The sequence below is a fragment of the Arthrobacter gyeryongensis genome, from assembly GCF_039543785.1.
GTDB lineage: Bacteria > Actinomycetota > Actinomycetes > Actinomycetales > Micrococcaceae > Arthrobacter > Arthrobacter gyeryongensis.
Genome location: NZ_BAABKK010000024.1, coordinates 129,296 through 142,660, shown reverse-complemented (window position 1 = coordinate 142,660; position 13,365 = coordinate 129,296). Strand labels below are relative to the sequence as shown.

12 protein-coding genes are annotated in these 13,365 nt (G+C 62.3%); 4 read left to right on the top strand and 8 right to left on the bottom strand.

Translation table 11 applies throughout. The features are described from left to right. Window positions 1-43 precede the first annotated feature (43 nt). Together ABEA18_RS16430 and ABEA18_RS16425 are read right to left on the bottom strand one after the other, a co-directional pair. On the bottom strand, window positions 44-1,396 hold the full coding sequence (locus ABEA18_RS16430; RefSeq protein WP_345450796.1) for an ABC transporter substrate-binding protein: 1,353 nt from the start codon (window positions 1,394-1,396) through the stop codon (window positions 44-46). A 202-nt stretch (window positions 1,397-1,598) separates the two neighbouring features. After that, on the bottom strand, window positions 1,599-2,630 hold the full coding sequence (locus tag ABEA18_RS16425; protein WP_345450795.1) for a LacI family DNA-binding transcriptional regulator: 1,032 nt from the start codon (window positions 2,628-2,630) through the stop codon (window positions 1,599-1,601). Between the two features lie 97 nt (window positions 2,631-2,727). Here ABEA18_RS16425 and ABEA18_RS16420 point away from each other — a divergent pair, with 97 nt between their 5' ends. Continuing rightward, window positions 2,728-3,105 (top strand): low affinity iron permease family protein, encoded by a 378-nt coding sequence (locus ABEA18_RS16420; RefSeq protein ID WP_345450793.1) that lies wholly within the window; start codon window positions 2,728-2,730, stop codon window positions 3,103-3,105. 31 nt (window positions 3,106-3,136) lie between these two features. Here ABEA18_RS16420 and ABEA18_RS16415 read toward each other — a convergent pair whose 3' ends face one another. Then, window positions 3,137-3,361, bottom strand: coding sequence for a hypothetical protein (locus ABEA18_RS16415; protein WP_345450792.1), 225 nt, complete (start codon window positions 3,359-3,361; stop codon window positions 3,137-3,139). Window positions 3,362-3,536: 175 nt separating this feature from the next. Here ABEA18_RS16415 and ABEA18_RS16410 point away from each other — a divergent pair, with 175 nt between their 5' ends. Continuing rightward, window positions 3,537-4,718, top strand: coding sequence for a low temperature requirement protein A (locus ABEA18_RS16410; RefSeq protein WP_345450790.1), 1,182 nt, complete (start codon window positions 3,537-3,539; stop codon window positions 4,716-4,718). A gap of 53 nt (window positions 4,719-4,771) precedes the next feature. Here ABEA18_RS16410 and ABEA18_RS16405 read toward each other — a convergent pair whose 3' ends face one another. The 4 genes from ABEA18_RS16405 to ABEA18_RS16390 are packed head-to-tail and all read right to left on the bottom strand — an operon-like array spanning window position 4,772 to window position 10,208. Beyond that, window positions 4,772-6,172: an aldehyde dehydrogenase family protein gene (locus tag ABEA18_RS16405; protein WP_345450788.1), complete on the bottom strand. Its 1,401-nt coding sequence runs from the start codon at window positions 6,170-6,172 to the stop codon at window positions 4,772-4,774. A 53-nt stretch (window positions 6,173-6,225) separates the two neighbouring features. Next, window positions 6,226-6,753 carry a hypothetical protein gene (locus tag ABEA18_RS16400; protein ID WP_345450786.1) on the bottom strand — a complete coding sequence of 176 codons (528 nt, stop codon included), beginning with the start codon at window positions 6,751-6,753 and terminating at the stop codon, window positions 6,226-6,228. Window positions 6,754-6,780: 27 nt separating this feature from the next. Then, the gene (locus tag ABEA18_RS16395) at window positions 6,781-8,295 is read right to left on the bottom strand and encodes an APC family permease (protein ID WP_345450784.1); all 1,515 of its coding nucleotides are present in this window, start codon (window positions 8,293-8,295) and stop codon (window positions 6,781-6,783) included. Continuing rightward, window positions 8,292-10,208, bottom strand: a complete 1,917-nt coding sequence (locus tag ABEA18_RS16390) for a primary-amine oxidase (protein WP_345451198.1) — start codon at window positions 10,206-10,208, stop codon at window positions 8,292-8,294. The genes ABEA18_RS16395 and ABEA18_RS16390 overlap by 4 nt, the downstream gene beginning before the upstream one ends. A 133-nt stretch (window positions 10,209-10,341) precedes the next feature. Between ABEA18_RS16390 and ABEA18_RS16385 the strand changes: the two genes are divergently transcribed. Further along, complete coding sequence (locus ABEA18_RS16385) at window positions 10,342-10,977, top strand: TetR/AcrR family transcriptional regulator (RefSeq protein ID WP_345450782.1); 636 nt, start codon at window positions 10,342-10,344, stop codon at window positions 10,975-10,977. Here ABEA18_RS16385 and ABEA18_RS16380 read toward each other — a convergent pair. Continuing rightward, the gene (locus ABEA18_RS16380; RefSeq protein WP_345450780.1) at window positions 10,974-11,990 is read right to left on the bottom strand and encodes a LacI family DNA-binding transcriptional regulator; all 1,017 of its coding nucleotides are present in this window, start codon (window positions 11,988-11,990) and stop codon (window positions 10,974-10,976) included. The genes ABEA18_RS16385 and ABEA18_RS16380 overlap by 4 nt on opposite strands. A gap of 208 nt (window positions 11,991-12,198) precedes the next feature. Between ABEA18_RS16380 and rhaI the strand changes: the two genes are divergently transcribed. Continuing rightward, window positions 12,199-13,365: an L-rhamnose isomerase gene (rhaI, locus tag ABEA18_RS16375; protein WP_345450778.1), complete on the top strand. Its 1,167-nt coding sequence runs from the start codon at window positions 12,199-12,201 to the stop codon at window positions 13,363-13,365.

Genomic DNA, 13,365 nt, shown 5'->3' with positions numbered 1-13,365 from the left:
CCGTTCTGCCCGGCCGCGGGGCCGGGCGAAACGGGAGGAGTTGTCAGTTGACCGTGAACCCTTGGCTCTTCGCGTAGTTCACCATGATGCCTTGCAGCTCGGTGGCTGCTTCGTCCCCGCTGACTTTGCCGGCGTTGATCTTGACCGTCTCGGCCTGCAGTTGTGCGTAGTAGTAGACACTGAACGGGCTATAACTGAATCCCTTGTAGGCATTCTCGGCCGGGATGTAGATGTCCTTGTTTGCAGTCTGCCCGCCAAAGAAATCGACCGCGTTGTTGGTGAACGCATCCGACTTCAGCACATTTTGGTTGAGCGGGAAGATTGTCTGGGTCTTCCAGCCATCCGTGAGGGAGGCGTCGTCGGCGTAGAGGCCCTTGGCGACTTCGGCGGCGAGCTTCTGGTCACCCGCCTGCGAGGTGACGGCAAAGGTGGATCCTCCCCAGTTCACTGAGACGGGGTTGCTTGGATCCCACTGGGGGAGCGGCGCAGCGGCGAATGTTCCTTTCTCGTTGCCCTTACCCACTCCGGATCCGGTGAGGTAGCCGGGAGCCCAAGCCGCGGAGATGTACGTGGCGTACTTGCCGCCGATCATTCCTGAGATGTAGTCGGTGGTGAACTGGTCCTGGGTGGCCACCAGACCCTTCTTCACGAGCGCGGCCCAGTAGTTCAGCACGTCCTTGGCCGGCTGGCTGTCGAGGTGAATGGAGATGTTCTTCTGGTCCGCCAGGTCATAAGTGAAGGGAACGGCGCCCTTTTGGGCCATGAGGGCGGTCAGGGCGGCAGGAACATTGCTGCCAAGATCTCCGAATGCAGGGCCGCCGGCGTCCTTGACCTTTTGCGCGGCCGTTTCGTACTCCGCCCAGGTCGTCGGCGGCTTGATGCCGTACTTGTCCAGCACATCCTTGCGGTAGATCATGCCCATGGGCCCGCCGTCGACCGGAATCGCGTAGACCGAATCGCCTTGCGAGACGTCCTTCCAGGAGCCGGCGCTGAAGTTCTTCTTGACGTCTCCGGCGCCGTACTTGCTCAGGTCGACGAGTGCGTTCTGCAATTCAAAACCCGTCAGCTGGTCGGCCTCGAGCATGATCACGTCAGGGGCTCCCTTGCCGGCCTGGATAGCGGTTTGGAACTTCGCATACTCCGGGCCGCCTTGGCCTGCCACGGTCCAGCAGACCTGGACGTCGGTGTGGGAGTTGTTGAAGTTGTCCACGACCGTGGCCATGTTCGGGTACCACGCCCACACGGAGACCTTCGGAGCGTCGGCATGGACGATCTTGTTGGTGCAATTGGTGATGTTAGAGCCCGCGCTTGCGGCATCCGCGCCGCCACTGCACCCGGCCATTGTGGCGGCCAAGGCAGCGACTGATACTGCTGCTGCGATTGCTTTCTTGTTCACGTAGTTTCCCTTCGGTCGTGCATGGACGTCGTCGTCGGAGGTAGAGCAGTGAGGGTAGGCCGTCCTCCAGCCAATGGATGCTGGTGGGGGCCCGGACGGACTCGGAGGTTGGGGCGAGAGGAGATTCCCAGGCTTTTACATCGATGTAAGTAATCGTTGTAAATCCATGATGCTGTGACCCGACTTACATGTCAAGAAGAAATTAGGCGGAGTCTTCGGCGGACTTAATCGCAGTGGACTCCCGGCTGATGACCTTGAAATCCGCTTCAAACTCGCGGGCGGGCGTTGCTTCGGCCGCGCCGTCGATCCGTTCCAGGAGCATCGCGACGGCGGTCTCGGCGATCTGCCGCCGGCCCGGATCTATGGTCGACAACGTCGGTAACGAATACCGGGTCTCGTCGATGTCGTCGAAACCGATAATGGCGATATCCTCGGGGATTCTCAGTCCAGCGTCCTGCATGACACGCATGGCACCCAGGGCGATGGAGTCGTTGAATGCGACGACGCCATCGAACTCGAGCCCGGACTCCAAGACCTGCCGCATGGCTTGGGCGCCGTCGGACCGGTGCCATGACTGGACATCGATAGCCAGTTCGTCCCGGTAATCCAGTCCCGCGTTCTGCAAGGCGCGGCGGTAACCTTCCAGACGGAGCCCGGCTGAGCCGATGACTTCATTTCGATGGGCGCCAAAGGCGAGTAGTTTCGTTCGTCCCCGCTGCAGGAGGTGTTTCGTAGCTGCTTGCGAAGCCTCAATGTTTTGCATGGTCACGTGGTCCGTGGGGCCATGAAAAATCCGCTCACCCAGGAGGACCATGGGCGTCGGAATATCAATGAGGCCCACGTCCTCCTGGCCCAGGCCAAGCACGCTGTACAAGACGCCATCGACCATTCGCATCCGGGGGCCATGGAGGATCTCCAGCTCGCGTGTCCGTGAGCCTCCGCTTTGTTCGATGATCACGACCTTCCCGCGCTTTGAGGCGGCCGTCATCACGGCGTCTGCAAGTTCGGCAAAGTATGCGTTCTTCAGATCCGGGATGATGAGGCTGATGACATCCGTGCGTCCGGACCGTAACCCGCGGGCCGAGAGATTGGGCTGATAGCCGAGTTTCTCGATGGCCAGCAAAACCCGCTCGCGGGTCTCGGCTTTGATGTTTGGATGGTCATTGATGACGTTGGATACCGTCTTGATTGACACATCGGCCGCCTGGGCCACGTCCCGCATGGTAACTGCCACTTTTCCTTCTTCCGCGCACGTCGGCGTCCGTCCTTAGCTGAAGATTACAACGTTGGAAAGACTTTGGGTCGGAATGAAATGGGCGGATGATGACTGAATGAGCGAAGACAGCGGTTCACGACAGGATTTCTTCACCCGGTTCACCACCAAGGTGGCCAAAGTTCTCGGCCACGCCTGGGTCTTCAGCGCGGCAGTAATCATTCTCATCGTCTGGGCGTTTACGGGGCCACTCTTGGGATTTTCGGATACCTGGCAGTTGGTCATCAATACCGGCACCACCATCGTGACGTTTTTGATGGTCTTCATCATCCAAAACACCCAAAACAGAGACAGTGCCGCCCTCCATGTGAAGCTCGACGCCGTGATGCGTGAACTCCGGATCACCAACTCCAAGCTTTATGAAGCTGAAGACGAAGGCGAGAAGGAACTGGAGGAGCAGCGCCGACGCATCGAGCAGGATGCCGAGTCCGATTAACCTGATCGGGGTCTTGGAGTGCCTGCAGTTCCTACATCAGCCATTGGACTGAGACGTTCATGGCGAACAAGGCATTTGTCAGGGGAGCGAGTATCGACTCGTCGGCCTCCATCCGGTGCAGGGTCTCGACGAATTCTTCTATCTGAATTGTGGTGAACCCGCCGTCCCGGAGTTGCTGGATGGCAAGCTCGGTGTTCTGTTTCCGGGTGTTGCTGAATCGCGGGTTTACCTCTGGCTGTACCGGTTCCGAATCCATTGCCTTTACTTGTCCCCAACTTCCCTGTCCGCAGGACGCCCATTGCAAGGGTATTCATGCATTACAAATGCTACTATCCCAGGCCTTGTCGGGTGCATTGCGGGTACCTGTATGAACAGCCTCTCTCTTCGGCGCCAGGAGCCACTAGCGCTTCGCCAGCCAATAGCATGGGTCAATGATGGATAAGTCGTCGGATTCTGGCGCGCTGACACACGAGGTGGCCCGTGACCCACGCCGCGTGCACTGGATGGAACTGTTCTTCGACCTCGTCTTTGTGGCCTTCGTCGGGCAGCTTGCCCGCGGGATCCACGGCGATCCTGGATGGGCTGAATTCGGTACGTTCGTCCTGCTTTTCTTCCCGGCGTGGTGGGCCTGGGTGAACATCGTTTCCGTCGTCAACCTCCTGCCTGGTTTGTCGTCCCGGGCGCTGGGCATCGCAATGCTCGCTGCCATGGCAGCGGCGAGCGTGATGGCCGCCGCCGCGCCCGGGGCCTTTGGCGAACGGGCCTGGGCCTTTTCGCTGGCCAATGCTGCCATTCGCGTGGTCCTGCTGATCTTGTGGCTGTACCAGCACCGCGGGAATTCGTCCGAAACTCCGTGGCGCATCTGGATCTACAACGGCGGCACTGCCGTCCTCTGGCTCATCTCAGCCTCTTTGCCGCTCCACATCGCTGTCATTCTGTGGGCTGCCGCGATCGTCGTCGAGGTTGGAATGATGACGCTTAGCGCGCGCCTTTGGCCAGACCGGGGTATCGGCGGGATCAACATCGAGCACGCATCTGAGCGGCTTGGCTTGTTCGTCATCATTGTCCTCGGCGAGTCCATCTTCACGATCGTCACCGAGGTGTCTGACGATTGGGGCCCGGGCGCAGGCCTGCTCGGTGCGCTCGGATTCCTCGTTGTTGCCTTGCTCGGCTGGGCATTCTTCCAATACGGCACGGGGACAATCACAGCAGGGCTCGAGCGACTGCAGGCCCGGTCCGATTTTGCCGGGATACTTCAGACCACCTTGTTCATGCCGTTCCTCCTGGTGGTGGGGGTGACCGCGATCGCCGGGGCGATCGCGACAGCCATTCCAGCACCCTACGAGCACTTGCCGTTCGGTTCCGGGATTTCGCTCGGCGGAGGCCTGGCCCTCTTCTATGCGTGCAATGCGATCGTGTCGCTCCGCTACGGTCAGCCTCCGCGCGCAGTGCTGCCATGGGCCGTGCCTACAGTGGTGACCGCCGTCTTGCTCATACCCGTGAGCGTTGTGGTTCCCGCCGCCGTCGTTTTGGGCCTTGCCGTGATTGTCCTGCTCCTCGTCACGGCCTACGTGGAGATACAAAGGCGACGGCGGCACTACCCAACTAGCTGACAGTTGTTGTCGTTCTGGGGCCTCAAAACGACAACAACTGCTAGTCAGTTGGGTCAGCCGTTGATCACCTGGGGCACACCGAGGGCTTTGAGGCCTTCGACGCCGAATTCGAGGCCGTAGCCGGATTGCTTGGCGCCGCCGAAGGGGATGCGGGGGTCGACGTTGCCGTGCTTGTTAATCCAGACCGTGCCGGCCTCAAGGCGTGCCGCGACCTCGCGGGCGGCTTCCTGGTCCGCGGACCAGACGGAGGCGCCGAGTCCGACGTCGAGCGCGTTCGCCTTGGCGATGGCCTCGTCAACGCTCTTGTAGCGAATGATGGGCAGGGCGGGGCCGAACTGTTCCTCAACCACGAGGGGGTTGTCGTCGTCGATGTCGGCCACGAGGGTGGTGGGGTAGAAGTAGCCGGGCTGGCCGTCGTCGGGGTTGCCGCCGAGCAGGATGCGGGCGCCGGAGTCGCGGGCGGCGTCCACGAGTTTCGCGACGATGTCGTATTGCTGCCGGTTCTGCAGCGGTCCAAGCACGTTCGCCTCGTCCAAACCAACGCCCATGGGCATAGCGGCGGCAACGGCAGCAAGTTCGGAGCACACCGCCTCATACAGGGAGTCGTGTACGTAGAGGCGCTTGAGCGCGGCACAGGTCTGGCCGGTGTTGATGAAGGCGCCCCAGAAGAGGCCCTCGGCGATTGTCTTGGGGTCGGCGTCGGGCAGGACGATGCCGGCGTCGTTTCCGCCGAGTTCGAGGGTGAGGCGCTTCACCGTGTCCGCGCTGGAGCGGATGATCGCTTTGCCGGTGGCGGTGGAACCGGTGAACATGACCTTGCCGATGGCGGGGTGTGAAGCCAGCGCCTCGCCGACGTCGCGGCCGCCGGAGACCACGGTGAGGAGGCCCTCGGGAAGCTCTTCGTTGATCACGGCGGCCAGTGCGAGCACGGACAGGGGCGTGTATTCGGAGGGCTTGACGACGACGGCGTTGCCCATGCGCAGGGCGGGGGCGATCTGCCAGATGGTGATCATCATGGGCCAGTTCCAGGGTCCGATCGCGCCGACGACGCCGATGGGCCGGTAGTGCAGCTCGGCGCGTGTTTCGCCGTCGTCCACCACGGTTTCCGGGTCCAGGGGCGTGCCGGCAGTGGCGCGCAGCCAGGCGGCGCAGGCGCCGACTTCGAAGCGGGCGTTGGGGCCGTTCAGCGGCTTGCCCTGCTCGCGGGAGAGCAGGCGGGCGAGTTCCTCGGCGGAGCGCTCGACGGCGTCGGCGGCCCTGAGCAGCGCGGCGGACCGGGCGTCGTGTCCCAGCGCAGCCCACGCGGGTTGGGCCGCCTCGGCGGCGGCGATGGCGCGCTCCAGGTCCTCGACGGTGTGCACGGGAGCCTCGCCGACGGCGGTACCGGTGGCAGGGTCGAGGATGGTCCGGGTTTCGCCGGTGGTCGGGGTGATTGAAGCCAGAAGGGTTTCCAAGGGTTTGCTCCACTCTGAGTTGGTATTGGTTTCGAAGGACAACGTTCTAGGCGTCAGACGGCCATCAGGACCATGGCGCCCAGGGCACCCGCTGAAGAGAAGGCCTCAAGGGATGCAGATGCGTGTCGACGGTGTCCACGGCTGTTTCGCCGCAGCGTTCGGGCCGCCAGGACGACTGAGTAGGCGATGACCCCAGCCGCGAGGGCAACTGCCAGGACCGGGTTCGCTCCGCCAGGTCCCGAATGCGCATGTGTTGGGTGTATCGAACTGGAGGGGGCGGAGGGAAGGGTTGTGACGAAGATGGCGAACATGGCCACCATGGACAAGGAGCGGTGTATTTCCATGCCGCCGCGTCGCTCCCTGGGCAGGAGCACCAGTGGAAGAGGCGACGTAAGGAGAAGCAGCAGTCCCCACACGACGCCCGGAACAATGCCGGGCCCGACGGTCGTGTCAGCCATCGCCACCAGCATAAGCGCCATCGGTCCCCACTGGCTGAGGTTCCTGACCAGGCCTTCGCGCATCGGGCTCCAAATTCCGAGGGCGCAGCAGGCCAGCATGACCAACGAAAGGGTTATGTGCATGTCGTTCACCGATCGGCAGTCCAGTCGCTACAAGTCTTCTTCGGCCCCGAGGTGCACAGCCGCCGGCCCCTCTTCGCCGTGCCCGATGCGCCTATACACGGCGGGATTGCTTCGGCGGAGGCGGAATGCCCAAGCGACCCCCACCAATCCGGGCACGATGATCGTCGCCGGCAGGATGAACGTCAAGGCATTGGTCTCGTTTTGGCCCAGCAGGACGTTGAAGTTGACCACGATCAGAACGAAAATCACGGCCAAGAGCATGAACCCCAGGGCAGGGGCGATCACGCGGGTCCAGATTCCAGCGTCATGCCTGTTCTTACGGAAGAATCCAATGACGGCCAGCGAAACAACGGTCATCAAGAGGACAAGTCCCATCGCGCCGTCGTTCGTCAGCCACGTGAACATGGTCAGGACAGGGTAGAGATCACCGAGTGACGATCCGGTCCCGGCGATTGCGAACGCCACCGTGACCACGACTGCGATGACCGTCTGGGCGATCGACCCGGCGTAAGGTGCGCCGCTGTGCCGCCGGACTGCCCCTAGCTTTCGGGGGAGGACTTGTTCCCGGCCCAAGGAGAAGAAATAGCGCGCTGCGGCATTGTGGAAGCTGACGAGGGCTGCAAAAAGGCTGGTGACGAAGAGCAAGCGGGCCAGGTCGGCGAGAAGGACGCCGGCATGGTCACTGAGGAAGCCGAACATCAGGTCCGGTCCTTGTTTCGCGGAGGCGTCCACCACGGCTGACGGTCCGGTTCCGACCGCCATGGCCCAGGAGGAAACAGCGTAGAAGAGCGCGATGATCGCGACGGCAGTGTAGGTGGCCCGGGCGACGGTGTGCTTGGGGTCCTTGCTTTCCTCGCCGTAGATCGCTGCCGATTCGAATCCCATGAATGCAGCGATGCCGAAGGAGAGGACCGCCCCGACGCCCGGCACAAAGAGGCTCTGCGGGCTGAGCGGTGCTCCGCTGACTCCCTCGGGTGCCACGGCAAAGGAGACGACGTCGTAGACAATCACCACGAGGAACTCCAGGCCGACGAGCACCCCGAGGACCTTCGCTGACAGATCCACCCGGTTCACCCCGAGGAAAGCGACGACGGCGATGCAGGCCAGCACCGGAATCCACCAGGGGACAGTGACGCCGAAGCGTTCGTTGATCAGGCTTGAGACGGTGAAGCCGAAGAGACCATAGATGCCGACTTGCATCACGTTGTAGGCCATCAGGGCCACCATGGAAACCCCGACGCCGACCGGCCGGGAGATGCCCTGGGCTACGTAGGAATAGAAGGCGCCGGCGTTGACGACGTACCGGCTCATTGCCGCGTAGCCGACGGCGAACACGGCGAGGGTTCCGCCGAGTAGGAGAAAGGACAGCGGCACGCCGGTGACCCCGGTCACGGCAAACGTCGTCGTCACGCCGCCGGCGAGGACGGTGAGCGGAGCAGAGGCGGCGATGATCATGAAGGTCACCGCGGGGACGCCGAGACGGCGCCGATGGTGATGCGGGTGGCCCACCTGAGTGGTCTCTTTCCCGGTTGTTAAACTCATTTCTGGGCCTCCATGTGGCAGTGGCCGCCTTCGGCGGGCTTCGATGCGGGGACGTCGAGGACGGGGCTCCGATCGAAGAAGCCTTCGGGCCGCAGTTTGAATCCCACCGTGTCGACGGGCATGATCGGCCAGTCTTCGGGGCGGGGGAAGTGGGTCAGCCCGAAGGTGTGCCACACGACGATGTCTTGCCCGTTGATGTCCCTGTTGCGGGCAATGTAGGACGGCAATCCGGCTCCTCCGCAGTGCTGATTGACGAAGTCGCCGCTGGGGTAGCGCTCATTCTCGTCGTAGCGGGTCACCCACAGGTCCTTCGTAGCGAAGGCTGCACGCCGGGCGATGGACGATTGGGGGTCGGCCAGGAGCATGGGATGCCCTTGTCCATGGAGCTTGTACCCCACAGGGTCGCCCAGGCGGTTGAGTGATTCGGGATTGGAAATGATCCAGGCCCGCCCGGCCGCCATGTCGGACTCGCGCACTGCCTCCGCTTCGCTCTTGAGCACAGTCCGACGGCGCGCGAAGGCGTTGCCGCGTTCGTTGCCTTCTCCCATGGGTACGCGCACGGCGTCCTCTTCCTCGACCCTGTTGCTCAGGCCGTCGATGGCGAAGTCCAGTCGGGCGCTGAAGAGGTGCTGATGGAAGGGAGCGCCAAGGCCCGGAGCGAGCTCCGAGGCGTACGGGTAGCCTTTTCCGGGGTGGGCGCTTGTGAAGACGACACCGGTGGCCTTGGCTTCGAACTCGATGGTGCCGTCGAGGTAGAGGTACCAGTAGAAGCCATAGTCGTAGTTGCCGATGGTGGTGAAGAAGCTGATGACGAGCCTGCGGTTTCGGCGGGTGTAGTTCACGCCGCTCCAGAGGTCGCTGTGCTTGGCGAGGATGCTCCAGTCCTCTTCGTGCATGCAGATGCCGTTGCGGATTTCCCGTGGCCGGCCGAACGAGTCGCTCACTACCGGGCTGAGGTAGGTGATTTCGCCGAGGCAATCGCAGCCGAGCTCGAGCGAGTTGGCGTATTGGCCCACGAGGTATTCGCCGGTATCGAAGTAGTTCTGCCAGGAGCGCACGGGGGAGGGGTCGCCGTAAGGGACCACCATTTCGGCGATCGAAGCGCGCTTGAGGATACTGCGACGGCGATCGACGTCGTCGAACGCTACATTGTGCAGGACAACGCCTTCCCGGACATCGAAGCCGATGTCCAGGCTCCACTTTTCCCACTCGACGTGGTTTCCATTGGTGACGGTGAAGCTCGGGCCTTCCGGCTGGGTGATATGGATCGGTTTCTGGGTGGTGCGCATCGGCCCGGTCAGCTCAGGGTCGGTAAAGTTGCCGTGTTCTTGCGGCACCGGGACGGCGCCGAAATCCAGGACTTGGTCGACCGTCTTGCTGACGACGTCGACGTAGGCGACCAGTCCATCCACAGGGTGGGCCCAGGCGCTGTCGCCGGGGAACTCTTGGACGAAAGCCAAGCCGCGCAGGATCCGGCGGCCTTTCTCCTCCGGGTACTCAAAGACCCCGGCTGACAGGGGAGCGACCCTGACTTTGCTGACGTCGAGATTCCGGTCAGCCAAGGCCTTGAGCCACCGTTCGTCCTGGGCGAGGATCTCTTCGACCACCTCGAATTCTTCTTCGATGACAGGAAGCTCGCCCGTCACTGACGTATCGAGTTCGACTTTCGAGACGACTTCCTGGTGTGTCACAGAGACCACGACGTCCTGTGCGGCACCGGATGAAACGTTATGTAGGAACGCCCTGAACCTGCGGTCCACAGCCTCCGCATTCCGCGGTGGCTCAAGGAGGCCAAGGTAGGCGATCCGGATGGATTCGTCGAAGAGTCCGGCGTCGGCCAAAATGCCCCTGACGGCCGTGATGTCTTCGGCACTGGTCAAGGCATACGGAGACAGTCCGGCAATCTCAGCCATGTCGGCGATTTCTGGAGAGGAGGTTGTGCTCATGGAAGGCCTTTGTGAGTGGCGGTTTATTTTCTATGTGTGTAGAGAATAGCATCGTGTAATCTGAGTCACAACGGTTGTAGAAAAAAGATTTGGGGAAAGAGTGCCGAAGATCGTAGACCACGATAAGCGCCGGGTGGAGCTGGTCGAAGCCACGTGGCGGATCATCGCCAGCCGGGGGATCGAGGGTGCCACGATGCGCGAGATAGCAACGGAAGCGGGCTTTGCCAACGGTGCGCTCAAGCCGTACTTCCCTACGAAAGACGATCTCTTGACGTTCGCTTTCGGCCACGTCTTCAACCAGACGAATACCCGCATGAGCGACTCCACTGCCGGCCAGCGGGGCCTGTCTGCGTTGCGCAGCTATTGCCATGAAATTTTGCCGCTCGACGCCGAGAGGCTCAACGAGGCGCGAATCGCGATTGCCTTCTGGCAGCGCGCATTGACGGACCCGGCGAAGGCCGCCCTGCATGATTCCTCGATGGAGCAATGGCGTGAGGCCCTGTTCGACAAGCTCCGTGAAGCCAGGGAGCTAGGCGAACTGAAGGAGGGGCTGAACGATGACGACATCGTCGGCGGGATCATGACATTCGCGCTCGGTGCCCAAATCACGGCCACGCTGACGCCGGAACACCACTCAGCGGATCAGTTGCGGTCCCAGCTGGAGACCTATATATCGCTCATTTCATCCGAAAAGGACGCTCTCGTGCCAGCGGCCGGATCGAAAGGATCCGCTTAGCGGCGCAAGGTGCTCTGCCGCGCAACGAGTTCCGGCGTGAACACCACTTGGCTGTGGACGTGGCCGGGTTCGGCGTCGATTTCTTCAAACAGGAGCTGGGCGGCACGCTCGCCGATCAGCTGCCTCGGTTGACTGATGGAGCTGAGTGGGATGCTCGACTGCGAAGCGAAATCGATGTCGTCGAACCCTACGATGGCGATGTCCTCGGGCACGCGGAGCCCGTTCGCGGCGAAGGATTGCAAGAGCCCCAGCGCCAACTGATCGTTGGCGGCAAACACGGCATCCGGGCGCTTGTCGGGCTGGAGATTCCCGATGAGATCTCCGATCCGGCGCCCGCGCTCGAATTTCAGGTCCGGGGTTTCGAACAGTTGAAGCGGGACTCCCGCACGGGTTGCCGCGTCGGCGGCACCCCGGTACCGGTCCTCGACCTGCTGCAGCGTGAAAGGGCCGCCGACGAATGCCGGGCGCACTGAACCGACGCTGACGAGATGCTCCAGGGCCGTGGCGCCGCCGGCGACGTCGTCCACTGAAACCGAGCAGAACTGGTCCGTGCTTGCGAGCCTGTCGACGAGTACAGAAGGGATACCCCGGTCGCGCATTCTTTCGAGCCGTTGAAGAACTTGCCCGAACGGAGTGATGAGAACGCCTTGGACCCGCTGCTGCTCGAACAGGTCCAGGTAGGCCTGCTCGCGGCCGGCATCTTCGGCGCTGTTGGCCAGTATCAGGGAGTGCTTGTGGTCTTCGGCGACGTTCTCAGCCCCCAAAGCGACATCCGTGAAGAAGGGGTTGCGCACGTCCAACACCAGCATGCCGAGGCTCCTGGTGGATCCGGACCGCAGTGAGCGGGCTGATTCGTTGCGCACGAATCCCAGCTCCTCGATGGCGGCAAGAACGCGGGTCCTCTTGTCGAACGAGACTTGGTCAGGCCGGTTGAGGACATTCGACACTGTGCCAACCGAAACTCTCGCAAGGGCGGCGACGTCTGTCAGCTTTGCTCCCGGGCCGCTTGGCACGCTCAACCTCCCAATTGATGAATCGAATCAAACTGTTTCATCCATATTACGTGCCTCGACTGGCGATCCGGGTGTTTGTCTGTTGACACGCAGCGAAAGTGGCCCTACCGTGTGAGTAGATTCTTGAATGAATCGATTCAAGACGGAATCGATTCAAGAAGGCACTGCTGTTCGAAGACGACGCACAGGCAACAGAAGGAACACAATCATGAACACCACGGAAACGGCCCTGGGTCGCCTCGGGGAACTGGCCATCGAGGTTCCCTCGTGGGCCTATGGCAACTCGGGCACGCGCTTCAAGGTGTTCGGCACGCCCGGCACCCCGCGGTCCATCCAGGAGAAGCTGGCCGACGCCGCGAAAGTCCACGAGCTGACGGGCCTTGCGCCGACCGTGGCACTGCACATCCCGTGGGACAAGGTGGACGATTACTCCGCACTCCGCGGGTATGCGGCGGACCTCGGCGTCGGGCTGGGGACCATCAACTCGAATACGTTCCAGGACGACGAATACAAGTACGGTTCCCTGACGTCCTCCGACGCCGCGGTGCGCCGCCGGGCCATCGATCATCACCTCGAGTGCATCGAGATCATGCACGCCACGGGTTCGAGGGACTTGAAGATCTGGCTGGCTGACGGCACAAACTATCCGGGCCAGGACGACATGCGCGGCCGCCAGGACCGCCTGGCGGAATCCCTTCAGGAAATCTACGCGGGCCTCGGCGAAAGCCAGCGCCTGGTGCTGGAGTACAAGTTCTTCGAGCCGGCTTTCTACCACACCGACGTTCCGGACTGGGGTACGTCCTACGCCCAAACCCTGGCGCTGGGGGAGAAGGCCTTCGTGTGCCTGGACACCGGCCATCATGCCCCGGGTACCAACATCGAGTTCATCGTCATGCAGCTGTTGCGCCTGGGCAAGCTGGGCTCCTTCGACTTCAACTCGCGCTTCTATGCCGACGATGACCTGATCGTCGGTGCCGCGGATCCTTTCCAGTTGTTCCGCATCATGCACGAGGTCATCCGTGGAGGCGGCTTCGGAAAGGATTCGGGCGTCGCCTTGATGCTGGACCAGTGCCACAACCTGGAAGAGAAGATTCCGGGCCAGATCCGCTCCGTGCTCAACGTCCAGGAAATGACGGCGCGCGCCCTGCTCATCGACACGGACGCACTGGCCGAGGCGCAGCGCGAAGGGGATGTCCTGGCCGCCAACGGCATCTTCAACGATGCCTTCTACACGGATGTCCGGCCGGTCCTGGCCGAGTGGCGCGAATCGCGCGGCCTGCCGGCAGACCCGATGACGGCGTTCAAGGCGAGTGGTTACCAGAAGAAGATCAACGAGGACCGCGTGGGCGGTCAGCAAGCCGGATGGGGCGCTTAG

Bases quoted from the DNA above. Each gene is read 5' to 3' on its own strand.
- ABEA18_RS16420 (WP_345450793.1), top strand. From the start codon at position 2,728: ATGAGCGAAGACAGCGGTTCACGACAGGATTTCTTCACCCGGTTCACC.
- ABEA18_RS16415 (WP_345450792.1), bottom strand. From the start codon at position 3,361: ATGGATTCGGAACCGGTACAGCCAGAGGTAAACCCGCGATTCAGCAAC.
- ABEA18_RS16410 (WP_345450790.1), top strand. From the start codon at position 3,537: ATGATGGATAAGTCGTCGGATTCTGGCGCGCTGACACACGAGGTGGCC.
- ABEA18_RS16400 (WP_345450786.1), bottom strand. From the start codon at position 6,753: ATGCACATAACCCTTTCGTTGGTCATGCTGGCCTGCTGCGCCCTCGGA.
- ABEA18_RS16395 (WP_345450784.1), bottom strand. From the start codon at position 8,295: ATGAGTTTAACAACCGGGAAAGAGACCACTCAGGTGGGCCACCCGCAT.
- ABEA18_RS16390 (WP_345451198.1), bottom strand. From the start codon at position 10,208: ATGGCTGAGATTGCCGGACTGTCTCCGTATGCCTTGACCAGTGCCGAA.
- rhaI (WP_345450778.1), top strand. From the start codon at position 12,199: ATGAACACCACGGAAACGGCCCTGGGTCGCCTCGGGGAACTGGCCATC.